The organism is Bacillus mycoides, from assembly GCF_000832605.1.
GTDB classification, from domain to species: Bacteria; Bacillota; Bacilli; order Bacillales; family Bacillaceae_G; genus Bacillus_A; species Bacillus_A mycoides.
In genome coordinates this window covers 3,597,141-3,619,920 of record NZ_CP009692.1, presented here as the reverse complement: position 1 = coordinate 3,619,920, position 22,780 = coordinate 3,597,141, and the positions used below count along the sequence as shown (strand labels likewise).

Here is a 22,780-nt window from a genome sequence, read left to right as displayed (position 1 = left end):
GTTTTAATTTGTAAGTATAACGGTCTCTAATTTTGGATCCTCAGTTGAATAACCAACTATTGAAATTGTGTAAATTGTATTTGGTTCAACGTTGAATTTTGGAATGGTTAATAGTACTTTTTTTGTATCAGCAAGTGAAACTTCAATATCTGCTGTACCAGGGCTAACTTGTAAAAAATCTGTTATTTGCTTAAAGAGTACATTTTCAAATAAATGATCCCCATCTTTTAAATTTACATTTACAACTGGAGTGTCTGGTGAAAAATGTGCAAACCGTATTTTTGCTTGACCAGATGGTAAATGAGTATTATCAAGAATGGGTTGTAATTGGAGATGATTATCGCTATTGACCGCTGCAAGGGTATAAGTGTGATTCCCCATTATTGGTACTAATGCTGAAAATATTGGAGTTTCGTTTCCGACAGGGACAATATCAATACGGTATTTACCTTGCACTAATGATAAATACGGACTGAATTGTTTAAAAGAAATATTTTTAATAACCTTTTGTCCGTTTATTATAATATCAACTGCTGGTGTATGGGGAGCTGTGTGGAAGATTCTCATATGTGACGGTAAAGTCGCTTCTTGTGAATCTCTCTTTTCATATGCTTGTACAAGTTTTGTAATTGCATCATAGTATTTCATATAGAGTTCTACATATCTTTTAGGATTGCTATATTGATAGTAACGAGCGAGCTGTTCGTAACGTGCAGCTTCTTGGCCGTATTTTTCAATTTCGGATTGAGTCATGAACATTCCTCCTTTATCATCATTACAAATATATGCGAAGCTAGAAAGAGGTTATGCAAAAAACTTGCCTTTCTAGAAGGAAAAGTTAAAATGGGGATTTTTTTATTTATAGGCAAACACACATACAAATCGATAATTGTCCTACATAAATTATAAAGGAAAGGCAGTTTGACTTTGATGGAAGGAGTGGAACCATTGGGATGGGGATATCCCCATAGTTATTGGGAATGAAGTTATGGAGGATTTTGTGCTATAGGCTGTGGGACGAATTATGGATTTGTATTATGAGTATTTCTATTAATTTTAGTGATGCGTTGGATAAGGTAATACCGATAAAAGAGCGTCGTGCCGAACTGATTAATGTGGTTAATCGGTTCTTTTTTTATTGTTCTAAACAGGTGGTACTATTTGTTAAGAAATAGTTATGATAAATGAGGCGAAGTAAAATGTCGAATTTTGTTTGAAAATATGCAATATAAAGTAGGATAATAGGAAGGAGAATAACGGGAGTTCCGTCGAAGTTTACACAATGTCAGCAATTGAGGGAAGTTGATATTATATTAAAAAAATATTCAATTTGCTGTTATCTTAAATCAGGAAGGGGTATTTAAGCGTATAGGTAAGATTGGTCTTCATTTAAAGTTCTGAATTTTCTGTTTTTAAAATAATATTTAGCAGTCATTTGTATATTTTATAATAGTTTTTTGATAAATTCACTGCTTTTGCAGAGGATTCTTTTTTATGAAAGAAACGTCAATTTTCTTCATATACATATACAAATTGGAGAAATGGGGGAGCGCTATGCGCGATTACTTAATTAAACCACTTGTTGGTCAGCCGTATCCGATGATTTCACATGGAAAAGGTGTGTATTTGTATGATCAAAACGGAAATAAATATTTTGATGGTTCGTCTGGAGCGATTACGGCAGGTATTGGACATGGCGTAGCAGAGATAGCAGAAGTTATTAAAAAACAGGCAGAGGAGATCGCTTTCGTTTATAGATCACAGTTTACGAGTGAACCAGCTGAAAAATTAGCGAAGAAGTTAAGTGATTTATCTGTAGGAGATTTGAACTGGAGCTTTTTTGTGAATAGTGGTACGGAAGCAAATGAAACAGCTATGAAAATCGCAATTCAGCATTTTCAGGAGCGTGGCATTCAAGGGAAACATAAAATTTTGTCACGGTGGATGAGCTATCACGGGATTACAATGGGAGCTTTATCTATGTCTGGGCATCCACTGCGCAGACAACGTTTCGTTTCTATTTTGGAAGATTATCCGACTATTCCAGCTCCATACTGTTTTAGATGTCCTGTACAAAAGGTATATCCAACATGTCAACTTTCTTGTGCGACTGAACTAGAAAGAGCGATTGATCGAATTGGTGCAGAACATATTGCAGCTTTTATTGCTGAACCGATTATCGGAGCTGCTGGAGGCGCGGTTGTCCCGCCGAAAGAATACTATAAAGTAATTAAAGATATTTGTAGTCATTACGATATATTATTTATTGCGGATGAAGTAATGACTGGACTTGGTCGTACTGGTGCATGGTTTGCTATGGAGCACTGGGGTGTAGAACCGGATATTATGACCCTTGGTAAGGGGCTAGGAGCGGGTTATACACCAATGGCAGCGACAATAGTAAGTGACCGTGTTATGGAGCCGATTTTACGTGGATCACGTTCTGTAATGAGCGGGCATACGCTTAGTGCAAATCCATTGTCTGCAGCAACGGCTTTAGCAGTTATTGAATATATGGAGAAACATAATTTACCTGAAAAAACAGCAGAAAAGGGAGAGTATTTATTAAAAGGTTTGCAGAAAGTTCAGCAACAATCGACAATCATTGCCGATGTGCGTGGAAAAGGATTGCTAATTGGAATAGAATTGCAACCGTTTACAAAAGCGTCGGAGCTTATTTCAGTTGCTGCTAAAAATGGACTGCTCTTATACCAAGCTGTTTCAGGGCAAGCAGGAAAAGAGGATAGTGCACTGCTTGTTGCACCACCAATGACAACTACATATTCCGAGTTAGATGAATTACTTTCAATTTTTGTAAAGAGCGTGGAAGAGATGATGCAAAAAGGAGGGCATAGTATCGCATGACAACTATTACAAATACATTCGGTAAATTAAAAGAAATAGAGGAAGTAATTTCTTTGTTCCATGATGATATGACATTAATGTTTGGGGGATTTGGAGGAATCGGATCACCTCCATCTTTAATTCAAGCTGTTTTAGATAAAGGCATTACAAATTTAAATTTAATAGGAAATGATACTGGATTTCCTGATGTAGGAATCGGTCGTCTTGTTACGAATGAAAGGGTTAAATCTTTAGTTACTTCTCATATTGGGTCAAATCCAAATGCGGGAAGACAATTAAATGAAGGAAGATTGCAAATTGAATTCTCTCCGCAAGGAACACTCGCAGAGCGTATTCGCGCTGGTGGTGTAGGGCTTGGTGGTATTTTAGTTGATGTTGGTGTTGATACGATTGTAGAAGAAGGAAAGCGTACAGTTGAAATGAATGGAAAGACATATTTAGTTGAAACAGCTTTAACGGCTGAAGTCGCAATTGTATATGCGAAAAAAGCGGATCCGTTTGGCAATCTTGTATTTGATAAAAGCGCTCGTAATATGAATCCACACGTAGCTATGGCTGGTGACATAACGATTGTAGAAGCAGAAGAAATTGTTCCACTTGGAAGTTTAGATCCAGAAGAAATTGTCGTCCCAGGTGTATTTGTAAATTATATCGTGCCATCGGAAGGAGTGAATTGGAAATGGGTATGGGCGTAGAAGTAAGAGATAAGATTGCAAGACGTGCAGCGAAAGAAATTCAGAATGGTATGCTTGTAAATTTAGGTATTGGAATTCCATCGCTTGTACCGAATCATTTGCCAGAAGATATGAATGTTATGTTTCATGCGGAAAACGGTATTGTTGGTATGGGACCAACGCCAAGTAAAGGGAATGAAGATGAGAATTTATGTAACGCAGCTGGTTTACCAACATCTCTTATTACAGGAGCAAGTTATTTTGATAGCTGCATGGCGTTTGGCATGATTCGAAAAGGATTACTTGATGTTACGATACTTGGTTCGTTACAAGTAAGTGAAAATGGTGATTTAGCGAACTGGATTGTACCAGGAAAACGCGTTCCAGGTATTGGAGGAGCGATGGATTTAGCGCAAAAAGCGAAGCGGGTCGTTGTTGTGATGAATCATGTTGATAAATACGGAAATGCAAAGATTGTTTCGGAATGTACATTGCCATTAACTTCGAAAAAATGTGTAGATTTAATTATTACAGACATGGCTGTCATGGAAGTGACCCAAAGAGGACTTGTCTTACAAGAATTAATGAGTCCATATACTGTAGAAGATGTAAAACGACATACGACAGCTGATTTTCATATAAGCTCAAATTTACTAGTAATTGAATGAGGGGAGTTGTAATATATGGAGCAATTAAAAAAACAAGTTTGTGATTATATTGAGGGTCATGAAGAAGAGAGTGTAAAATTTTTAACACGATTAATTCAAGAAAAGAGCGTATCTGGTGATGAAAGTGGTGCACAGGCAATTGTTATTGAAAAGTTGCGTGAGTTAGGTCTAGATCTTGATATTTGGGAGCCTGCTTTTAAGGAAATGAAAGATCACCCTTATTTCGTATCACCTCGTATAAGTTTTACAGATAGCCCGAACATTGTAGCGACTTTAAAAGGAAGTGGCGAAGGGAAATCTATGATTTTAAACGGGCATATTGATGTCGTGCCAGAAGGGGATGTAAATCAGTGGGACCATCATCCATATAGTGGAGAGAAAATAGGAAACCGCATATATGGACGTGGAACAACAGATATGAAAGGCGGCAATGTCTCACTTATGCTTGCGATGGAAGCGATTATTGAATCTGGTATTGAACTAAAAGGTGATATACATTTTCAAAGTGTAATAGAAGAAGAGAGCGGTGGGGCAGGAACATTAGCCGCTATTTTACGAGGATATAAGGCAGATGGCGTTATTATTCCTGAGCCGACGAATATGAAGTTTTTTCCGAAACAACAAGGATCAATGTGGTTTCGTCTACATATAAAAGGAAAAGCAGCACACGGTGGTACACGTTATGAAGGAGTAAGTGCAATTGAAAAAAGTATGTTTGTTGTAGAGCATTTGAGAAAATTAGAAGAGAAGAGAAATGGTAGAATTACAGATCCGTTATTTAAGGGGATTCCGATTCCAATTCCAATTAACGTTGGGAAAATTGAAGGGGGAAGCTGGCCAAGTTCTGTTCCCGATTCATTAATTTTAGAAGGAAGATGTGGTATTGCGCCGAATGAGACTATAGAGGCAGCAAAAGAAGAGTTTGAGGGCTGGATTGGTGAATTAAAAGATGTGGATAGTTGGTTTGTAAAAAATCCTGTAGAAGTAGAATGGTTTGGGGCTAGATGGGTTCCTGGTGAACTAGAAGAAAATCATCCACTTATTACAACGCTTCAACATAACTTTGTTGAAATCGAAGGGAACGAGCCGATTATAGAAGCTTCGCCATGGGGAACAGATGGAGGTTTGTTCACACAAATAGCTAACGTACCCACGATAGTATTTGGTCCAGGAGAGACGAAAGTAGCACACTATCCAAACGAATATATAGAAGTTGATAAAATGATTGCTGCCGCAAAAATAATTGCATGTACATTACTAGATTGGTGTGAGGTGAAAAAATGAAATACTATGAATCTTTTAGTGAACAGACAAAGCATTATACAGTAGAAGGGGTTTTAGATTATTTTAATAAACGTATTAGAATTGATCACTATACAGGAAATGTTGAAAGCATCATACAAACAATCGATGAATTAGCAAAGAAACATTCTTTCACTAAATGTATTATTAAAGGAAAGGGAGAGCATGTTTCAACATGGCTCTCTTTCGGTTTCTTACTGGAAGCAACAATACCTCATTATTTTCAAGGGCACGATGCGCACTTCTTCGTGAAATATCATAATGATGAAAGACGAAATAGTATTCATTGGACTGAGGAAGATACTATTTTAAGTGGTGTAAAAGAAAAAAAAGTGAAAGAAAAAATAGTCCCAGAGGAATTTGTGTTAAGAAAAGCGACAGAAGAGGATGCGGAAGAATTAGCAATTGTCTTTGGAAAAGTATTTGAAGTTTATCCGACACCTTTAAATGATGGGAATTATGTAAAGCAGACGATGAAGGAAGACGATACAATTTACTATGTTTATGAATTCGAGGGGAAAATTATTAGTACAGCATCTGCTGAAATGAACGTGAAAGAAGGTAATGCAGAATTAACGAATTGTGCTACATTACCTGAATATCGAAAACATGGTTTCATGAAAAGTCTGTTAATTAAATTGGAGGAAGAGCTCCAAGAAAAATCTATTTTTTGTTCTTATACAATTGCTCGCTCGCTATCTTTCGGTATGAATGCAGCCTTTCATCAATTAGGCTATACATATACGGGAAGGCTTGCGAATAATTGCTACATTTTTGATAAGTTGGAAGATATGAATATATGGGTGAAAGATTTATCCAGCTATTCGAAAGCAGTAAGACTCCCGCCTCAAAATTCGGCTGTAAAGCAAAGAAGTTAGGTGGGAGTCGGGTTAATAATAAAGCCCCACTGATTAAAGTTTCACTTAATCATAAATAAGCAATAAAAATATATACACATTTCATCAAAATAATAGAACGGAATCGTCATGCTTATAATCGCACAGAGGGTGCCGAAAATTCGGCGTTGAATTTGCTGGATTTTCGGCAAAAGGGGGGATGACATTGCTAGCAGTTTCGACACAGGAAGTCATTGAAGCGATTTTGGGCAGTATAGATGAGGCCATACATGCAGTAGATGAAAATGGGATTACAATATTTTATAATACAGTTGCTGCAAAACATGATGGATCTAAAATTGAAAATGTGCTAGGAAAGCATTTATTAGAAGCATTCCCGTCATTATCCAGAGAAACAAGTACGTTGATGAAAGTATTAGATACAAAAAAACCAATCGTACACCAAGTTCAACATTACCAAAATTTAAATGGGGAAGACGTTTGTACGGTCAATACAACGTTACCTATTTTAATAGATGGAAATATTGCTGGTGCTGTAGAAATTGCGAAAGATTATTCTACTATTCAAAAGCTTACTGATACGATTGTAGATCTACAATCGAAAATAAAACGATCGACTAGCAAAAAAACGGTGAAAAAGCATGTTGCATTCGAGACAATTGTAACTGATGATTCCCGCTTTAAACAGACGAAAGAGTTAGCACAAAAAGTAGCGCCAACCGATGCGAATGTTTTAATATATGGTGAAACTGGAACGGGGAAAGAGCTATTTGTGCAAGCGATTCATGAAGCTTCTAAACGAAAAAATAAGCCGTTTATTGCACAAAACTGTGCAGCTTTGCCAGAGTCGCTATTAGAAAGTTTGCTGTTTGGCACGACAAAAGGTAGTTATACAGGGGCAATCGAACGAGCAGGATTATTTGAACTTGTAGATGGAGGGACATTATTTTTAGATGAACTGAATTCAATGCCGCTTGATTTACAAGCAAAAATGCTACGTGTATTAGAAGATGGAGTTATTCGTCGCATTGGTGATAATAAGACGAGAAAAGTAGATGTTCGCGTTATTACTGCAATGAATCAGCCTCCAGAAGTATGTTTAAGAGAAAATAAAATTCGCACTGATTTATACTATCGATTAAATGTATTTTCATTATATATCCCGCCGCTTCGCGAAAGAACTGAGGATGTACTGTTATTAGCGTCTTACTTTTTGAAAGAATATAATAAAAGTTATAAAAAAGGTGTACTTCAAATTGATAAGGAAGCGAAAGAAAGATTACAAGCTTATCAATGGCCTGGAAATGTTCGTGAGTTAAAGCATACGATTGAACATGCTGTCATTATTACAGAAGGGAATTCGTTAACAGCAAATTGCTTGCCACGAACATTTCGGAAAGAGAAACTTCCGAAGAAGAAAAGTATATTACCGCTTAGGGAAGCTCTTCATCAAACGGAAAAGGAATTAATAGATCAAGCGTTAATTGAAACGGAAGGGAATATTTTGCAAGCAGCAAAAATGTTAGGTATTCCTCGTCAAACGCTTCAATATAAACTGAGCAAGTACGACAAAACCGCCGAATAATCGGCGGTTTTTGTGTGTTTGCACCAATAAAAGAGCGTTTACATATATAACAAGTAATGAATATGATAGTAAATATCGTTTTAGTACAGCACTTAAAAATATTTATTCTCTTATATAATAGGGTATTTCTCGCATTTACTTATCAAGAATATGAAGTTGGCATAATTATTGCTTATATAAAGGATGAGCGTATAAAAAGGGGGAATAGCAATGTTACATGATGTATACAAACCAAATCGTCACTGGAAGGATATTGAATTATGGAAAGATGTTACAGAAGAACAATGGAATGATTGGGTTTGGCAATTAACGAATACGATCAAAACTTTAGATGATTTAAAGAAAGTAATTAACTTAACACCTGACGAAGAAGAAGGCGTTAAAATTTCAACGAAAACGATCCCGTTAAACATTACACCGTACTATGCTTGGCTAATGAATCCTGATGACCCACGCTGTCCGATTCGGATGCAATCAGTACCGATTTCGGAAGAGTTATATAAAACAAAATATGATTTAGAAGATCCTCTTCATGAAGATGAAGATTCACCAGTTCCAGGATTAACTCATCGTTATCCAGACCGTGTACTATTTTTAGTAACGAATCAATGTTCTATGTATTGTCGTTACTGTACACGTCGTCGTTTTAGTGGACAAATTGGAATGGGCGTACCGAAAAAGCAATTAGATGATGCGATTGCTTATATTAGTGAAACACCACAAGTACGTGACGTTTTAATTTCTGGCGGTGATGGACTTCTAATTAATGATAAAATTTTAGAATATGTATTAAAGAATTTACGAGCAATCCCGCATGTTGAGATTATTCGTATCGGAACGAGAGCACCAGTTGTATTCCCACAGCGTATTACAGAAAACCTGTGTAACATAATTAAAAAATACCATCCAGTATGGTTAAATACTCATTTTAACACTTCTATTGAGATTACAGAAGAATCGAAACTAGCATGTGAAATGCTTGCAAATGCAGGTGTTCCAATTGGAAACCAAGCTGTAATTTTAGCTGGAATTAATGACAGCGTTCCAATTATGAAAAAACTTATGCATGATTTAGTGAAAATTCGTGTTCGTCCATATTACATTTATCAATGTGATTTATCAGAAGGTATCGGTCATTTCCGTGCACCAGTTTCGAAAGGTCTTGAAATTATTGAAGGCTTACGTGGACATACGTCTGGTTATGCAGTACCAACTTTCGTTGTCGATGCACCGGGTGGAGGCGGAAAAATTGCGCTTCAGCCAAACTATTTAATTTCACAAAGTGCGGATAAAGTTGTTCTTCGTAACTTTGAAGGGGTTATTACAACGTATCCAGAACCAGAAAACTATATCCCAGGAAGAGCAGAAGGCTACTTTAAAGAAATTTATCCGACTTATGAAGAGAAACGTTCTGATATCGGCGTTGCAGGATTGATGAGTGATAAGAAATTTAATCTTGTTCCAGATGATTTACAACGTATGAATCGCCGCAAAGATTATGAAGTCAATGAAACGCATGCTTCTTTAAAAGATAAACGTGATAAGCGTGATCAATTAAAAGATAAAAAATATCAAGCACAAATAGCAAAGTTAGATGATGACAAAAAAAATGAGGGTGACGTAGTATGAATTGTATGTGGTGTGACAGTACAGAAGCGAAAGAAAGCTTGAATACTGTATATTGGGAATTACCAGATGGTACGAAAGCCATTGAAATCCAAGAGACACCATGTATTACTTGTTCCTCATGTGGAATGGACTATCAAGCAGACCATACTGTAAAAGAAATTGAAGATCAGTTGTTTTTAATTTATACGAAAGATTTGCCAAAACAACTAACATACGAAGAGTTGATGGGAAGACCACGTTTATTAAAAAGGAATTATTTCGACTTTTAACCAGCTTTTATGCTGGTTTTTTTCTTTTTTGCCTTGTATAATGTACCCAAGTTAGAAAGGTAGGGAATATTTTTGAAAAAGACATTTTACCATTATATGATGAAGCACCGTGCAGCTTTATTTAAAAATGAAATATCAGATTTAGCAGAGGCGATGTATGATGATTTAAGTTTTCCGAAGCAATCTGAAGACTATGATGTAATTAGTTCATACTTAGAGTTAAGTGGAATGCTAGAAAGTATGTCTATATTTGATGATGCATGGGATTTATATATACAAGAGAGATAACGATATGAAGTTTTAGGAAAATGAAAGCATAATGAATACATTACTTTGAAAGAAGTGAAGTATTCATTATGCTTTTTTATTTACAATACGTCTTGCTGTTAGAACATAAATAAAAAGTGAAAGCTAGTTTAAATACTAGCTTTTTTAAGTTATATACAAATTCTACTTTTTTATTGAAAAAATTTATGAATATAAGCTTCTGTGATAAGCGTTTTTATGTAGGTTGCATATACTGTTATCAAAATCACGACGTTTAAAAAAGGAGAGATATTGATGGCAAGAAAAAAACAACCTAAATATAACGTAGGGGACATAGTCGTGATTACGCTATATGGAACCGTTGGGAAAGTTACAAATATGAAAGTTTTAGATGGAGTTTACGTATACGAAGTAAATAATCACGATGGATTTTATGTAGAACAAACTTTGCAGCATGTTACAGAGCAAGAAATGAAAAAGGGCGACACAGAGTGGATTGAATTAAATTATAACTTTACGTTTGGTGATCTCGTGCAAGTAACTGGATATGATAAAGATGTTTTTCGTATTGTTGGTTTTCGTACAGAAGTATGGAGATATAAAAATGATGCATGGGAAGATACTATATATGAATTGTCACGAATTACTGATGGTGAATGGTTAGAAGCTGATGAATCAGATTTAACATTACTTGCCAATGCACAAACGGCAAATGCAATTTTGAAGAAAATGAAACAAGATAAGGCTGGTATGAATAAATTAGATTTAGGAAAATTGAAGTCAATTAACAATTCGAAAAAAGTAAGTGTAAAGACGAATCGCCAAGAAATTATTGATGGGTTATTAGATATTTATAATGATTATCATTTATTATTCGATACATTTAAAGATGAAGAATATAAAATTGTTATGGATGTTGTTCAAAATTATTTAGTTAAATTGACAGAGAAAAAATAGTTAACTAGAAAGAGAGAATAAATTGAACAACAACATATGCAGTATAAGGTATGCCTACAATTATTAAAAAAATAAAAAGCCATTTAATAAGAGAGTCTGCCCATTGATCTTCATGCATGAACTCTTCTTTTGTTTGCTCTACTTCGTATTGGTATTCCATTATTATTTCCCCCTTTGGATAGCTTGTACTAACATCGTATGCCCTTTACCTACATGATATGACTTATAAAAAAAGAAAAACTATTTTTCTAATCTCATATACATAATTTTGAGATTTTTTCATAAAACAGAAATAAAGGAGTGATGCTCATGAAGGAAATTGAAGTCGTAATTGACACGGAAGAGATTGCGGAGTTTTTTTATGAGCGACTAATTGAAAGAGGGTACGTTCCAAAAAGAGAAGAAATTGAGGACCTGGCAGATATTACATTTGAGTATTTATTAGAGAAATGCATGATTGATGAAGTTTTTGATGAAGAGGAAGATTGAAAGTAACGGCGGGCTTAACTCGTCGTTTTTTACTCTTTACAAACTTGTCACAAATATAGACAAGAATTGTTGGTATAATTAAAAGAAAATTTTATACAAGAGGTGAAGGGATGTTCAAAAAAATTATTGATTCTTTATTAGGAAAGAAAAAACATCGTTCGTATTCAAGTAGTGATTATCGTCATAGAGGGCGCTCGTATTCAAGTAGCGACTATAAACGACGTTCATCTGGTTATGGGCATCAGCATTATAAAAGAAAACGTAAAAGCCGTAGCTTCTTTTCAAGTAGCTGATGAAATGGCGTCGTATACTAGCTTTATTTGATAGACCACTGCGAAAAAATACAATCGTTGCAGAGCGTTATAAGATTGAATCAGTAATTGGAATGGGCAGTTATGGGGTTACATATGTCGTTAATGATTTACAAATAAATAAATATAAAGTCTTAAAACAATTAAGGAAAAGTAAACAAAGATATGAGTCTGGTAGAAAATCATTTGAGCAAGAGAAAGTGATTTTACAAACATTAAATCATGCGTCAATTCCTAATCTACATGATCATTTCATATGGGAGAAAAAGAACTTTTTTGTGATGGAGTATATGCCGGGGGAAAATTTCGAAGATCATATTTTCTTAGATGGGCAAGTATATGATGAACGTGAAGTTTTTGAAATTTTATATGAAGTACTAGGAATTGTTTCGTATTTTCATAGTAAAGGTATCATTCACCGAGATTTACGTATTCCAAACATATTAATGAAAGAAAATCAGATTAGTATTATTGATTTTGGATTGGCTAAATTGAAAGGTGAGGGTGATGAGCGTGCTATAACTTATGAAGGTGAACAAGCTTTGATGCGAGAAGTTCACTTTCGTAGCGACTTTTATGCGCTCGGTCATTTCGTATTATTTTTATTGTATGCTAGTTATCAATCGACTGAAAAAAAGGAAAAACCTTGGTATGAAGAGTTAGTGCTGGAAGAATATAATCGCGACATGCTGATGCGAATGTTACAAATGAAAGCGCCATACTATGAAAATGTACAAGATTTGAAAAAAGATGTAGCTTACGCTTTAGAAAGGATGGAGACCCCATGTTTCAAAAGTTTTTAGCAAGTGTTGGTATTGGTAGTGCAAAAGTAGATACCGTTCTTGAAAGAGATGAGTATACAGTTGGAGAAGAGATAGTAGGGAAGGTTCATATAACTGGAGGTTCAGTTAGCCAAGAAATTGAAAGCATTTACTTAACGTTGTCGACGTCATATGTAAGAGAAGTGGATGATAAAAAAGTAACTGCATCGTATGATTTAGAGCGAGTTCGTTTAACAGATCCATTTTCTGTAGAGCCAAATGAAAAAGTGGAAATTCCATTTTCGTTTTTAATGCCAATTGAAGCACCACTAACACTTGGAATGAAAACGGTTTGGGTTCATACAGGTCTTGATATTAAACGTAGTATTGATCCAAGTGACCGTGATTATATTCAAGTATTGCCGAATGCGCTATTGAACAGTGTATTAAATAGTGTAAATCAATTAGGTTTTAAAGCGCGTCATATAGAATGCGAAGAATTACCGTATCGATTACGTAAGCAAGTTCCATTCGCGCAAGAATTTGAGTTTATTCCAGTTTCCGGAGAGTATTATGGGAAATTAGATGAATTAGAATTATTAATTTTGCCAAGTGCCCACGATCGATTAGAAATTATTATGGAAGTAGATAGAAAATCACGTGGATTGGCTAGTTTATTCGCAGAAGCGCTTGATCTTGATGAGAAGGTTATTCGCTTTACAGTAACAAGCGAAGATATTCCAACGATGCAGCAAAAAATTAACAATAATATTTTTTAATAAACTATGCATAAAAAAGAAATGGAGAGGAAAACTAAAACAACCGCTCCATTTTTTTGCATAGTGAGGTTATGTATGTGAAACGATACCGACATTTATACTTGTTAAGTTGTACACTACTCATTTGTTTTGTCGCACTATCACTTTCGTATCATACCGCTTGTATTGAAAAATTTGATAATGTAGTCGCACACTTTATTCAAAGTTTCCGAAACGAGTATTTGACAACCTATTTTACTTGGGTGTCCTTTATCGGTTCAAAAAGAATATATTTCCCGTTACTCATTATACTTGTAATGTATTTTCTTCTTAGAAAAAAAATATTAAGTGCATTACTTCTAACAATTAATTATTACGGATCACGTTATTTGAACAGTATGCTCAAACTATGGTATGAACGAGCACGACCTGATGTGACGCAGCTTGTTACAGCAACTGGATATAGCTTTCCGAGCGGTCATACGATGAATGCTACTGCTTTTTTAGGATTTATTGCATACGTCACAATTACAGAAGATCGTATTTCATTGCATAAAAAGTTGCTGATTATTTTTATAGCAAGCTTCGTTGTATTATCTATTTCAGTTAGCCGAATTTATCTTGGCGTACACTATCCATCTGACATATTAGCCGGATGGGCAGCGGGCGGTAGCTGGCTCGTTTTATGTATTATATTTCATAAGGCGTTCATTAAAAAAGAACCTATGTCATAATAGGTTCTTTTTGCATGGGCTCCACATGAATATGAGCATGGTAAATTCCGAATTTTTTTCGAAGCATATCTTCAATATTGTCAGTAATACAATGGCTTTCGCTAACATCCATTCGAGCATCTACTTCAATTGTAATATCCACATACGTTTGGTTCCCATACATACGAGCACGAATATCTACAATATGTTCTACACCTGAAATATGCCCTATAGCATCAGCGTATTCATCCATTTTTTCAGGATCAATTCCATCCGTTAGCATATGAGAAGCTTCAACGAAAATTTCCCACGCGGTCTTACAAATAATAAGACCGACAAGTAAAGCAGCAATAGGGTCCAAAATAGGCATTTGGAACTGTGCTCCGACTATACCTACTACTGTACCAATACTTACAAGAGCATCTGATAAATTATCTTTTGCAGCAGCCTCTAATGATTTACTTTTTGTTCGCATTGCAATCTTTTTCGTATACTTGTATACACCGTACATAACGACAGCAGAAAATAAAGCCACCCATGCAGCAAGTACATTAGGTGCTGCTTGTTTCGGATTGAAAAACGATTGAATTGCACTAATAACAACTTCTAATCCAACCGTTGCCATAATAAAGGAAGCAACAAGTGATGCGATTTGTTCTGCACGCGAATGCCCATATGGATGATCTGGGTCACGAGGCTTACGAGAAATTTTCAGGCCAATTAATATTGCTAAAGAAGCACCAATATCCGTTAAGTTATTCAAACCGTCAGCACGTAATGCGCTAGAGAGGGTAATATAACTGATGATGATTTTCATAGAGGATAAAAATATGTAGGCTATAATGCTGACAATAGCACCTTTATCAGCTTCTTTATGAGAAAGAGAATCCATTTTAATCACTCGCCTTTCTACAAGGAATTTCTTTCTATACATAGAGTATCAAACGAAACTCGTGTGGGTCTATACAAACATTGTTGACGTTTTATAGCTTTTTAAGAAGGGGATAACAAAGTTTCGTTAAGGAAAAATATGTTGAAAAGTACAAAGTGGAAATTTATTAAACAATTAATGATGATTATGGCAAATGGAAAGAGGGCGAGAATAATGATTCTCAAAATTTTTTTCATATATATTTTTCGCAAAATGACTCTTTGTAATTCCTCATGTGAGTAATATATAAGAAATGATAACAAAATTCTTCAATAAGAAGAGGAGAAAGCATTATAATATTCACTTTCCAGAAAGAGACAAAGGCAAAGAACAATTTGAAAACGAAAAAAACCTCTGATGATTTTTCAGAGGTTTTTCGTTTCTTAGTATGCTTCTAAAAACTCAGTAACTTGCTCTTCCGTTTTTGCATTTGCACTATGTAAGTGACCTAACTTTTCGCTATTTTGATATACAAGTAGGCTTGGAATACCCATTACTTGATACTCTTCAGCAATACTTGGGAACTCATCTTTATTAATAGAATACCATTCAAATTTATTGAACTCTTCCATTACATCTCCGATAAAGTTGTCCATACGCACGCAATCTGGGCACCATGTAGTAAAGAACTTAACAACTACTGGCTCCTCGCTTGCGATGATGTCTTTGAATTCTTGTTCAGCTTTGATTTCTTTCATGTTTTGTTGCTCCTTTTTCACTTATAATATTTGGGGTTATTTAGGCGGTGTTTTTGCCTAGAAACGAAAACTTCTAACAAAAGTTTTTCTTTCCGAATAATTCGTTTGCAAATTGATCCACCGCAGTTTCCTGAAGTCCTGGTACAACATGTGAGTAGGTTTCCAATGTGATGCCTACTCTTTTATGTCCTAATCGTTCACTTACAATCTTCGGATGTATACTTTGTTTTAACATAATTGTTACACGAGTATGTCTCAGAACATGGAACCGAATATCAGGAACCTCACTTTTCTTTATAAGCTTTTTCCAGAGCTGTGTCAAACTTCTGAAACGGCAGACCAAATCGTAGTCATTATAGCTTTCATCATATCGCTCTTTTTCCTCAGAGATTTTTTGCAGATGGTCATTTAGTGCCATTAAAGTAATGTCAGGTAAAATCAGCAATCTCTTTCCATTGTAGACCTAAGATTTCACCTTTACGCATTCCACATGTAATAGCAAGAAGATAAGCGATATAATAACGGTTTTCTTTTGCATGTTCTAAAAAACGAAGATCTTCTTCGTCGGTTAAAAAGCTAGGGTGTTAACGCTGATTTAGTGGAGAGAGCTCATTATATCACTCTTTCGGAGGAGGTGAGTTAGGATGCGGAAATGGTTAAAGAAACTATTTTCGAAAAAACGCCCACCCTGCATTGTTTGTGAGGAACAAGAAGGTGAGCTTCAATTAAACGAAACTGATAGGATCTGTGAAAATTGTGCCCAAATTATGCATGGAAAAGGTATTGAAAGAGATGAATAGTACTCTTTACATCTTATTCCATATATAACAAAGCTGGTTAGCTTCTGATTCAAGCGCTATTAAATGATCATTATTAATAGAGTTATTCGTATACATTCTGTTCTTTTGGATGTTAAGAACCGTATAATTCACATCGTTATGTTCATTTGAAAATGTCGATTCTTTTAATAATGTCAGCGTTGAGTTGATGTTGTATTTATCAATTCGCTCTTTTTTTCCTTTGAAAAACAGTTTGATAAGATGTGGCTCATCATTAATGAGCAAACCGAGTTCAGGTGATGAGCGGACGATTAAATCATCTGATATCCAATGTGATTTACCTGGATCGAACCAAGAGACGTCTTTGTTTTTAATAAATTTTTTGTACTGTTTTATGACATCAATGTAGTTTTGCTTTTTCTTCTGATCAACCGTTTGCACTAATGTTTCGAAACATTCAAAAGGTAGTTCGTTTTGATGAAATTTAATAACAGTGTCTCGTAATTGTTTCCAGTAATCAAAAGCTGGTTGGTATTCCGGTTGAGATTTTAGATTTTTTACAAAGTTTGTTTTAGCTGCACTACTTTTCAGTGTGAAGTCTAAAAATTGTGTAAGTCCTACTTTAATTTCTGCCATATTACACCCCCTTTTCAAACATTACTAATTCGATAATGGAAAGGAGAATCCTGCATTTTTTAAGGAGGTGAGCTAGATGCTAGAAAACCCGATGTCCATGCACAATGGCTACGGCAAAGCTGATCCGCAAGAACAAGAGGGAATTATTACAACTTCTATCGATATCGAAAAGTTACAAGATGTCATAAGTCGAGCGGTAGTGATTTTGCAGGAGTGTCCAGAAGATGCTGAACTTGATGATTTAAATGGGAGCATTAATGAAGCGTTGGAATTGTTACAAAAGTATTTGGGGCAATAAAAAAAGACGAGCAGTCGTACCTGCTGTCCTTTATAGAAGGAAAATTATTCTGGACTAGAACTACGAATAACCAGAAAACGCGCTTTTAACCAGTGTTGTCAAATATGTAATAATCTATGCAACATAAAAGCTTAGTCGGAATTCAAAACACCAAAATGGCTTGCGTTGGTAAACAGGCTCAAAAGTAGTATATGCAAAATGAAAAATTCCATACAAAAAGCAGACAACAATTTTGGTTGTCTGCCTGTGAGTTGAATGAGTTAGCTAATTGTGATAAATTGCTTTCCCATTACAAGAAGAGTGAAGCTGCTAGTTCAAACAGCTTGTAGGTAGTATTTTCGATATCTAAAAAAATATACAGAGAAAGCAGATAGGTGAAGAACCTGCCTGCTTACTACTGTAACAAAAGAAAGAAGTACTAGCCGTGGATACCACGGCTTGAAAATAGTATGTATTTTTATTTAAAAAATATTCAAGGTGTGAAGAAACATGGAGTGTTTGATAAATGGTGTCTATGAAATAGATAATGATTTTTTTGGTCCAATAAACTTTGCTAATGTTGTAGCTGTTTCATCCATAATTCAATTGAGTGCAGGGGATTTAGTCGAAATTTTTGCACAAAGTAGCGTAGCTGGAGTTATTAGTAATGTAGAAGATAGTACGCATTTTGAAGCTGCAAGATTCCCGTCTCCAAAAGTATAAGTGGTATGAAACCTTGTAAGTAATTTAATATCAGGACATTCCAAAATTTATACTCATCCTGTACAAGAACGGATAATTTATTTGTAGTGCATGAAGTATTTTAACGGTGTACAAGCTGTTTTGAAAGTGCTGGATAAATGAACTATGTACTGTTAAATAGTGTCTGATGATTGTAAACGAAACAGTCGAAGAAGAGTAGCGGTGTATGCAAAAAGAAATGCATGATGTTTAGGTAAAGAAAGCTTACTAGTTAGGGGATGTTACCGATTTAGTTTATGAAAAAAGGCCCTGTTGTCTCCAACAGGGCCTTTCCTAAAATGGCAAAGAGTAACTCTTACCTTACTCCTTGTCCATAGGATACACAAAAATTATACGTTTGTACAGGTCAATAATTTACAATAATAATATTTGAATATAATGCTTACAGGTAATTCTGAAGGATGAAAAAGTATTTGTTATAGAGTAAGTGTTGATTTTAAAGTGTTTTTAAGAGAATGTTTACAACTCAACGATAATAAAGGAATATTGAAATAATAAAATATGAAATATTGCATATCTTACTTAACAATATAATCTATTCAATAATAAAAAAATCGTACAGAGGAGTTTTTTCTGAAAATCCGAGTTGATGAAACTAGATAATTTGTATTACTGATTTAACCAGAATATTACATGAGTGCTTTGTTTTTAAAAGTTATACTTTCTCTTCGCTCTGCCTTATGGTGGAGCATTTTTATTTTTGTAATCGCAATAACCTGTCCAAACTTTCCAAGTCTAGCATACATATTATGCAGTAGTAGATTAGAAAGGAGCACTATATATGTCTTGTTATTACTACTGTAAGAATTGTGAGAGTTACCAAAAGAAAAATCATGATTGCTGTAAAAAAAGAAGTGATTATTATAATAAGTGCGGTAAAAGATGTGATGACTGTTCTTGCGATCATAAGGAGAATAACCTTGTAAGAGCATCTGCTTTTAGAGCTGTAAATACAGTTAATCAAAACCTTCCAGCTAATACTTTTGTTAAAGTATTATTTCAAAATGAACAATTTGATTTAGCGAACGAATATAACCCAGCAACATCAGATTTTACTCCGAAGACTAGAGGAGTTTATTCCGTAATTGGGACGATTGGTTTCTTTCCGAACGATACAAATTTAAATTATAGAGCGCGTGTAGAAGTTCGAGTGAATGGAAATGCGGCAATTGCTATAGATAACGACTTTTTTGGTCCAATAAATTTCGGTAATGTCGTAAGTGTTTCAACAATACTTCAATTACATGCAGGTGATATTGTCGAGATTTTTGCACAAAGTAGTATAGATGGGGTTATTAGTAGTACAGAAGACGGTTCTCATTTTGAGGCTGCAAGATTCCCATCTCCAATAAAATAAAAGACATGTTTGTGATTTATGGACTATTTTTTTGAAAAAGGCTCTACCTTATGGTAGGGCCTTTTAGTTAAAGGTGTTAAATTGGTAATATATTAAAATAAGTTCATAAACACTTGATAAGCAACACCTAGAGTTAATACGATAGCTAACAGTTTTGCTACCCATCTCGGTGCATTTAAATTTAGTAAAAGGGAATGACATATACTAAATGTAATGCCGAGTGTTAAAAGAATTGCGATAAGATATAAAATTAATAGGAATAAAGGTTGCTCTATGGAGCCGAAGTCAATTTTGGATGGATTCATGTAATATGTACCTCGTTTTTTATTAATATATTAATGAAATAATGAAGAATACAAGGAATTGGAAGAGTAATGTAATAAATACTATAAAAGTAAATTTGAAGTTATGGATGGAGTAGATAAAATAATCTTTGAACGACTATTCAAAGCCAACATTTGTTTAAGTTTAATATACAAGAACGAATGTTCTTGGTATACTGGAAAATAAAAAAGGTGCGTTTACATGACAAATTTTAGTAATATAATTGAAAAACTAGATGAAATGATTTACAAACCTAATAATCTATTAATTACTAAACGAAAAGAAGAAAAGCAAAATTCAGAATATGCAGGAGGGGTATTCCAGCTAAATAATAGAAGCATCCGATTTAGGGTATCAAAAATTACGCCTAATAAGATTGGACAATTTGTTTCTTTTTGGGAGAAGAATGCCTCTATGAGCAATCAGGCATTTTCTTATGATTCAGCTCCTAACCTTTTAGTTATCACTTGTATAGCGGATAATAAACTAGGACAATTTATTTTTCCAAAAGAGATTCTTCTAAAAGAAAAAATATTAAAAACTCAAAATCAAAAAGGGAAAATGGCTATGAGGGTTTACCCTATTTGGGATAAACCTATTAGTAATCAAGCTAAGAAGAGTCAATTGTGGCAACTTCATTATTTTGTCGATTTAAGTGATACTGAAAATGTAGCTACAGATAAATTATTAAACTTATATTCATAGCACATAATAAAAAAGAATTGAAATATTCAATGTTCGTTCAGATGATATTTGGAAATATTAACAGGGTAAGCCGTTAAGTAAAGAATAAAAAAGGAGCATACAAATAAAGTATGCTCAAAAAAAGATAGGTTTTATGAGTGGAGAATCTCCATACGATAATATATGCGCATTTCAGTAATATGTGTAAAATATCAATAAAATATCAACAGAATATCAATTAATGAGTTATTTTAGTTTTTTAATGAAGTCATGTTTTGTGAAATGAAAAAGAGCCGTTTCTTTTGAAAGATGCGGCTCTTTTTATTATTTTGTTATCGTACTGTTCGAAATGATAAATCATAAAATTATACGATTAACAATTTGATAATGATCGGACTTCAGTTATATATTTCTTGAAGTCTGGATATTGAGATACAGTTTGGCAGGTAGGGGTGAGTAGTTGATTAATTAAAGATACATTTGTAATTACTTCGTTACAAGGACCATAGAATGTAACTTTTAGCTTTGAATTCGGGGGAACTTTGAATACGATAGGGATTTTTTTCATTAAATAAACTCCTTACATAACAGAGGTTATATGTTTATTTCCTTTTAATTAGGAAGACATATTAATATAATATGTAATTTTTATTGTAGTTGATTATTACATATACTGTATGAGTTGATGTAATTTCTATTACGTATCAAAATAGTGTTGTGAAAAAATATATATCATGTTTATAAAAAGCTTAAAAACAGACTAATATGAGGGAATAAGCGTTAATTAACTTGTCTCTATATAATAAATTGTAAAAAGGCAGCTTTTTTTAGCTGCCTTTTTACAGGGAGATTGAAAAATCTTGGAGGTCATTCATGAGTATAAGCAAAAATTGCTTATATGTAGTATGTACATTATTTATAGTTTTATCTCAATATTTAGTATGAAATAAACGCAAGTTTATCGTTTACAAATGAAAAAAAGAAGGACTTATTTATTATGGATAAAAAGAAATTATTTAGTTTTAAAAAATGATGAAAATATATTTATTTGTCTTATAGAAGCTTGCTATTAGGCGTATGGGTCTAGCAATAAAACAAGCTTTGAATAAGATAATAAAAAGGAGTTGATTAGTAATGGGTTATATTGTAGATATTTCGAAATGGAATGGAAATATTAATTGGGATATTGCAGCGTCTCAGCTAGATTTAGTTATTGCTAGAGTTCAAGATGGTTCGAATACGGTCGATTTTATGTATCAAGGTTATGTGAAAGAAATGAAGAAACGTAGTATCCCATTTGGGAATTATGCATTTTGCCGTTTTATATCTATTTCAGATGCAAAAAAAGAAGCGCAAGATTTTTGGAATCGTGGCGATAAAAACGCTAAATTTTGGGTGGCAGATGTAGAAGTTCAAACAATGGTAGATATGCAAGGCGGGACTCAAGCATTTATTGATGAATTACGCCGATTAGGTGCAAAAAAAATTGGTTTATATGTAGGACATCACACGTATGTATCATTTGGAGCTCGCAATATTGATGCTGATTTTATTTGGATTCCTCGTTATGGAGGGAATAAACCAGCATATCCTTGTGATATTTGGCAATATACTGATTCAGGAAATGTTCCTGGTATTGGAAAATGTGATTTGAATCAATTAATTGGGAATAAAAATCTTTCTTGGTTTATAGGTTCAAATCAAACAAATCAATCTAGTATTGGAGACAGTAAGCAACCAAATGGAATTGGTATTGCAGTTTCAAAATATGATGATGGATACGGAATTAATTTATATGAAAATCCTGCGAATCCGCAATTTATAGGAAGACTTACGAAAAAAATCCCATATTTAATCTATAAAGGTTATTGGGGAGGTGGCGAAAAAGATATGATTTGTTTAGGTGGTGAACAACAGTGGGCTAAGTTAGAACATTTTAATGTACAATGGTTTTATGCATATTCAAAGTACACACCTGGATATGAAATTAGAACGTACGATGGGCCAAACGGGAATGATACAGGTGCGGTCGATGGGAAGGTCCCTTATCGTATTTGGAATCGTCAAGATGGATATATAGATATAGGTGGGAACAAATGGATCAAAGAAGAACATGTGCAGATTAAATAAAAAAGTCGGCTTTATGCCGGCTTTTTTATTTAATAAAGCTTGTCTCTGGCATGAAGAGAAATACTTGCAGAAAACACATTGATTTCACAATAGCGCT

The 22,780-nt window shown here is 34.4% G+C and carries 28 protein-coding genes and 1 pseudogene; 21 read left to right on the top strand and 8 right to left on the bottom strand.

What is annotated here, in order from left to right:
* Positions 1–3: 3 nt before the first annotated feature.
* The gene (locus BG05_RS20370; protein ID WP_002012659.1) at positions 4–753 is read right to left on the bottom strand and encodes a DUF4397 domain-containing protein; all 750 of its coding nucleotides are present in this window, start codon (positions 751–753) and stop codon (positions 4–6) included.
* A gap of 801 nt (positions 754–1,554) precedes the next feature.
* On the opposite strand from BG05_RS20370, the gene BG05_RS20365 reads away from it, so the two are divergent.
* The 10 genes from BG05_RS20365 to BG05_RS20320 all read left to right on the top strand — a co-directional run bounded on the left by BG05_RS20365 (position 1,555) and on the right by BG05_RS20320 (position 11,073).
* Positions 1,555–2,865 (top strand): aspartate aminotransferase family protein, encoded by a 1,311-nt coding sequence (locus tag BG05_RS20365; RefSeq protein ID WP_002185938.1) that lies wholly within the window; start codon positions 1,555–1,557, stop codon positions 2,863–2,865.
* Positions 2,862–3,560: an acetate CoA-transferase subunit alpha gene (atoD, locus tag BG05_RS20360; RefSeq protein WP_002085805.1), complete on the top strand. Its 699-nt coding sequence runs from the start codon at positions 2,862–2,864 to the stop codon at positions 3,558–3,560. Before BG05_RS20365 ends, atoD begins: the two co-directional genes overlap by 4 nt.
* Positions 3,545–4,207 carry a CoA transferase subunit B gene (locus BG05_RS20355; RefSeq protein ID WP_002127246.1) on the top strand — a complete coding sequence of 221 codons (663 nt, stop codon included), beginning with the start codon at positions 3,545–3,547 and terminating at the stop codon, positions 4,205–4,207. The genes atoD and BG05_RS20355 overlap by 16 nt, the downstream gene beginning before the upstream one ends.
* Before the next feature lie 15 nt (positions 4,208–4,222).
* Positions 4,223–5,491, top strand: coding sequence for a peptidase (locus tag BG05_RS20350; RefSeq protein ID WP_002127247.1), 1,269 nt, complete (start codon positions 4,223–4,225; stop codon positions 5,489–5,491).
* Positions 5,488–6,387 (top strand): putative beta-lysine N-acetyltransferase, encoded by a 900-nt coding sequence (gene ablB / locus BG05_RS20345; RefSeq protein WP_033733943.1) that lies wholly within the window; start codon positions 5,488–5,490, stop codon positions 6,385–6,387. Before BG05_RS20350 ends, ablB begins: the two co-directional genes overlap by 4 nt.
* Positions 6,388–6,565: 178 nt before the next feature.
* Positions 6,566–7,951, top strand: coding sequence for an arginine utilization transcriptional regulator RocR (gene rocR / locus BG05_RS20340; protein WP_003189045.1), 1,386 nt, complete (start codon positions 6,566–6,568; stop codon positions 7,949–7,951).
* A 210-nt stretch (positions 7,952–8,161) separates the two neighbouring features.
* Positions 8,162–9,580, top strand: a complete 1,419-nt coding sequence (gene kamA, locus BG05_RS20335; protein ID WP_002012651.1) for a lysine 2,3-aminomutase — start codon at positions 8,162–8,164, stop codon at positions 9,578–9,580.
* On the top strand, positions 9,577–9,849 hold the full coding sequence (locus tag BG05_RS20330) for a YokU family protein (protein ID WP_002085797.1): 273 nt from the start codon (positions 9,577–9,579) through the stop codon (positions 9,847–9,849). The genes kamA and BG05_RS20330 overlap by 4 nt, the downstream gene beginning before the upstream one ends.
* Positions 9,850–9,921: 72 nt before the next feature.
* Complete coding sequence (locus tag BG05_RS20325; RefSeq protein WP_002085796.1) at positions 9,922–10,137, top strand: YozE family protein; 216 nt, start codon at positions 9,922–9,924, stop codon at positions 10,135–10,137.
* A gap of 273 nt (positions 10,138–10,410) precedes the next feature.
* Entirely contained in the window at positions 10,411–11,073 is a 663-nt protein-coding gene (locus BG05_RS20320) for a hypothetical protein (protein ID WP_002012647.1), read from the top strand.
* A 4-nt stretch (positions 11,074–11,077) separates the two neighbouring features.
* Here BG05_RS20320 and BG05_RS29975 read toward each other — a convergent pair whose 3' ends face one another.
* The gene (locus tag BG05_RS29975; protein WP_002018281.1) at positions 11,078–11,233 is read right to left on the bottom strand and encodes a DUF3930 family protein; all 156 of its coding nucleotides are present in this window, start codon (positions 11,231–11,233) and stop codon (positions 11,078–11,080) included.
* Between the two features lie 149 nt (positions 11,234–11,382).
* Between BG05_RS29975 and BG05_RS20315 the strand changes: the two genes are divergently transcribed.
* The 5 genes from BG05_RS20315 to BG05_RS20295 all read left to right on the top strand — a co-directional run bounded on the left by BG05_RS20315 (position 11,383) and on the right by BG05_RS20295 (position 14,126).
* Positions 11,383–11,562 (top strand): YozD family protein, encoded by a 180-nt coding sequence (locus BG05_RS20315; RefSeq protein WP_002012644.1) that lies wholly within the window; start codon positions 11,383–11,385, stop codon positions 11,560–11,562.
* Between the two features lie 110 nt (positions 11,563–11,672).
* Positions 11,673–11,855: a hypothetical protein gene (locus BG05_RS20310; protein WP_000473368.1), complete on the top strand. Its 183-nt coding sequence runs from the start codon at positions 11,673–11,675 to the stop codon at positions 11,853–11,855.
* A complete protein-coding gene (locus BG05_RS20305) occupies positions 11,855–12,676 on the top strand; it encodes a serine/threonine protein kinase (protein WP_002127253.1) in 822 nt (273 codons plus the stop codon). Before BG05_RS20310 ends, BG05_RS20305 begins: the two co-directional genes overlap by 1 nt.
* Positions 12,658–13,413 (top strand): sporulation protein, encoded by a 756-nt coding sequence (locus BG05_RS20300; protein WP_033733945.1) that lies wholly within the window; start codon positions 12,658–12,660, stop codon positions 13,411–13,413. Before BG05_RS20305 ends, BG05_RS20300 begins: the two co-directional genes overlap by 19 nt.
* A 77-nt stretch (positions 13,414–13,490) precedes the next feature.
* Positions 13,491–14,126: a phosphatase PAP2 family protein gene (locus BG05_RS20295; RefSeq protein ID WP_002127255.1), complete on the top strand. Its 636-nt coding sequence runs from the start codon at positions 13,491–13,493 to the stop codon at positions 14,124–14,126.
* On the opposite strand, the gene BG05_RS20290 is transcribed toward BG05_RS20295, so the two are convergent.
* The 3 genes from BG05_RS20290 to BG05_RS20280 all read right to left on the bottom strand — a co-directional run bounded on the left by BG05_RS20290 (position 14,116) and on the right by BG05_RS20280 (position 16,179).
* Positions 14,116–14,997, bottom strand: coding sequence for a cation diffusion facilitator family transporter (locus tag BG05_RS20290; protein WP_002085782.1), 882 nt, complete (start codon positions 14,995–14,997; stop codon positions 14,116–14,118). The two genes, BG05_RS20295 and BG05_RS20290, sit on opposite strands and share 11 nt — an antisense overlap.
* Positions 14,998–15,419: 422 nt before the next feature.
* Positions 15,420–15,734, bottom strand: a complete 315-nt coding sequence (locus tag BG05_RS20285) for a thioredoxin family protein (protein ID WP_033733947.1) — start codon at positions 15,732–15,734, stop codon at positions 15,420–15,422.
* Between the two features lie 73 nt (positions 15,735–15,807).
* Positions 15,808–16,179 carry a tyrosine-type recombinase/integrase gene (locus BG05_RS20280; protein WP_002085781.1) on the bottom strand — a complete coding sequence of 124 codons (372 nt, stop codon included), beginning with the start codon at positions 16,177–16,179 and terminating at the stop codon, positions 15,808–15,810.
* A gap of 199 nt (positions 16,180–16,378) precedes the next feature.
* Between BG05_RS20280 and BG05_RS31160 the strand changes: the two genes are divergently transcribed.
* Positions 16,379–16,534 (top strand): hypothetical protein, encoded by a 156-nt coding sequence (locus BG05_RS31160; RefSeq protein ID WP_002127258.1) that lies wholly within the window; start codon positions 16,379–16,381, stop codon positions 16,532–16,534.
* 6 nt (positions 16,535–16,540) lie between these two features.
* Here the strand turns inward: BG05_RS31160 and BG05_RS20275 are convergent, their stop codons facing one another.
* Positions 16,541–17,149, bottom strand: a complete 609-nt coding sequence (locus BG05_RS20275; protein ID WP_003189056.1) for a hypothetical protein — start codon at positions 17,147–17,149, stop codon at positions 16,541–16,543.
* A 76-nt stretch (positions 17,150–17,225) separates the two neighbouring features.
* Here BG05_RS20275 and BG05_RS20270 point away from each other — a divergent pair, with 76 nt between their 5' ends.
* The 3 genes and pseudogenes from BG05_RS20270 (at position 17,226) to BG05_RS20260 (ending at position 19,545) form a co-directional block, all read left to right on the top strand.
* Positions 17,226–17,447, top strand: a complete 222-nt coding sequence (locus tag BG05_RS20270) for a hypothetical protein (RefSeq protein ID WP_002085775.1) — start codon at positions 17,226–17,228, stop codon at positions 17,445–17,447.
* 516 nt (positions 17,448–17,963) lie between these two features.
* Positions 17,964–18,149, top strand: a pseudogene (locus BG05_RS20265) (hypothetical protein); the annotation flags it as partial.
* A gap of 820 nt (positions 18,150–18,969) precedes the next feature.
* Complete coding sequence (locus tag BG05_RS20260) at positions 18,970–19,545, top strand: C1q-like domain-containing protein (protein ID WP_002127263.1); 576 nt, start codon at positions 18,970–18,972, stop codon at positions 19,543–19,545.
* Between the two features lie 92 nt (positions 19,546–19,637).
* Here BG05_RS20260 and BG05_RS20255 read toward each other — a convergent pair whose 3' ends face one another.
* Entirely contained in the window at positions 19,638–19,850 is a 213-nt protein-coding gene (locus BG05_RS20255; RefSeq protein ID WP_002012629.1) for a hypothetical protein, read from the bottom strand.
* A 220-nt stretch (positions 19,851–20,070) separates the two neighbouring features.
* Here BG05_RS20255 and BG05_RS20250 point away from each other — a divergent pair, with 220 nt between their 5' ends.
* Positions 20,071–20,574: a MepB family protein gene (locus tag BG05_RS20250; protein ID WP_002012628.1), complete on the top strand. Its 504-nt coding sequence runs from the start codon at positions 20,071–20,073 to the stop codon at positions 20,572–20,574.
* Positions 20,575–20,926: 352 nt separating this feature from the next.
* On the opposite strand, the gene BG05_RS20245 is transcribed toward BG05_RS20250, so the two are convergent.
* A complete protein-coding gene (locus BG05_RS20245; RefSeq protein WP_002085768.1) occupies positions 20,927–21,121 on the bottom strand; it encodes a hypothetical protein in 195 nt (64 codons plus the stop codon).
* A gap of 566 nt (positions 21,122–21,687) precedes the next feature.
* Between BG05_RS20245 and BG05_RS20240 the strand changes: the two genes are divergently transcribed.
* Positions 21,688–22,683, top strand: coding sequence for a glycoside hydrolase family 25 protein (locus BG05_RS20240; RefSeq protein WP_002136170.1), 996 nt, complete (start codon positions 21,688–21,690; stop codon positions 22,681–22,683).
* Positions 22,684–22,780 lie beyond the last annotated feature (97 nt).

Bases quoted from the DNA above. Each gene is read 5' to 3' on its own strand.
- BG05_RS20370 (WP_002012659.1), bottom strand. From the start codon at position 753: ATGACTCAATCCGAAATTGAAAAATACGGCCAAGAAGCTGCACGTTAC.
- BG05_RS20365 (WP_002185938.1), top strand. From the start codon at position 1,555: ATGCGCGATTACTTAATTAAACCACTTGTTGGTCAGCCGTATCCGATG.
- atoD (WP_002085805.1), top strand. From the start codon at position 2,862: ATGACAACTATTACAAATACATTCGGTAAATTAAAAGAAATAGAGGAA.
- BG05_RS20355 (WP_002127246.1), top strand. From the start codon at position 3,545: ATGGGTATGGGCGTAGAAGTAAGAGATAAGATTGCAAGACGTGCAGCG.
- BG05_RS20350 (WP_002127247.1), top strand. From the start codon at position 4,223: ATGGAGCAATTAAAAAAACAAGTTTGTGATTATATTGAGGGTCATGAA.
- ablB (WP_033733943.1), top strand. From the start codon at position 5,488: ATGAAATACTATGAATCTTTTAGTGAACAGACAAAGCATTATACAGTA.
- rocR (WP_003189045.1), top strand. From the start codon at position 6,566: ATGACATTGCTAGCAGTTTCGACACAGGAAGTCATTGAAGCGATTTTG.
- kamA (WP_002012651.1), top strand. From the start codon at position 8,162: ATGTTACATGATGTATACAAACCAAATCGTCACTGGAAGGATATTGAA.
- BG05_RS20330 (WP_002085797.1), top strand. From the start codon at position 9,577: ATGAATTGTATGTGGTGTGACAGTACAGAAGCGAAAGAAAGCTTGAAT.
- BG05_RS20320 (WP_002012647.1), top strand. From the start codon at position 10,411: ATGGCAAGAAAAAAACAACCTAAATATAACGTAGGGGACATAGTCGTG.
- BG05_RS29975 (WP_002018281.1), bottom strand. From the start codon at position 11,233: ATGGAATACCAATACGAAGTAGAGCAAACAAAAGAAGAGTTCATGCAT.
- BG05_RS20315 (WP_002012644.1), top strand. From the start codon at position 11,383: ATGAAGGAAATTGAAGTCGTAATTGACACGGAAGAGATTGCGGAGTTT.
- BG05_RS20310 (WP_000473368.1), top strand. From the start codon at position 11,673: ATGTTCAAAAAAATTATTGATTCTTTATTAGGAAAGAAAAAACATCGT.
- BG05_RS20305 (WP_002127253.1), top strand. From the start codon at position 11,855: ATGAAATGGCGTCGTATACTAGCTTTATTTGATAGACCACTGCGAAAA.
- BG05_RS20300 (WP_033733945.1), top strand. From the start codon at position 12,658: ATGTTTCAAAAGTTTTTAGCAAGTGTTGGTATTGGTAGTGCAAAAGTA.
- BG05_RS20290 (WP_002085782.1), bottom strand. From the start codon at position 14,997: ATGGATTCTCTTTCTCATAAAGAAGCTGATAAAGGTGCTATTGTCAGC.
- BG05_RS20285 (WP_033733947.1), bottom strand. From the start codon at position 15,734: ATGAAAGAAATCAAAGCTGAACAAGAATTCAAAGACATCATCGCAAGC.
- BG05_RS31160 (WP_002127258.1), top strand. From the start codon at position 16,379: ATGCGGAAATGGTTAAAGAAACTATTTTCGAAAAAACGCCCACCCTGC.
- BG05_RS20275 (WP_003189056.1), bottom strand. From the start codon at position 17,149: ATGGCAGAAATTAAAGTAGGACTTACACAATTTTTAGACTTCACACTG.
- BG05_RS20270 (WP_002085775.1), top strand. From the start codon at position 17,226: ATGCTAGAAAACCCGATGTCCATGCACAATGGCTACGGCAAAGCTGAT.
- BG05_RS20260 (WP_002127263.1), top strand. From the start codon at position 18,970: ATGTCTTGTTATTACTACTGTAAGAATTGTGAGAGTTACCAAAAGAAA.
- BG05_RS20255 (WP_002012629.1), bottom strand. From the start codon at position 19,850: ATGAATCCATCCAAAATTGACTTCGGCTCCATAGAGCAACCTTTATTC.
- BG05_RS20250 (WP_002012628.1), top strand. From the start codon at position 20,071: ATGACAAATTTTAGTAATATAATTGAAAAACTAGATGAAATGATTTAC.
- BG05_RS20245 (WP_002085768.1), bottom strand. From the start codon at position 21,121: ATGAAAAAAATCCCTATCGTATTCAAAGTTCCCCCGAATTCAAAGCTA.
- BG05_RS20240 (WP_002136170.1), top strand. From the start codon at position 21,688: ATGGGTTATATTGTAGATATTTCGAAATGGAATGGAAATATTAATTGG.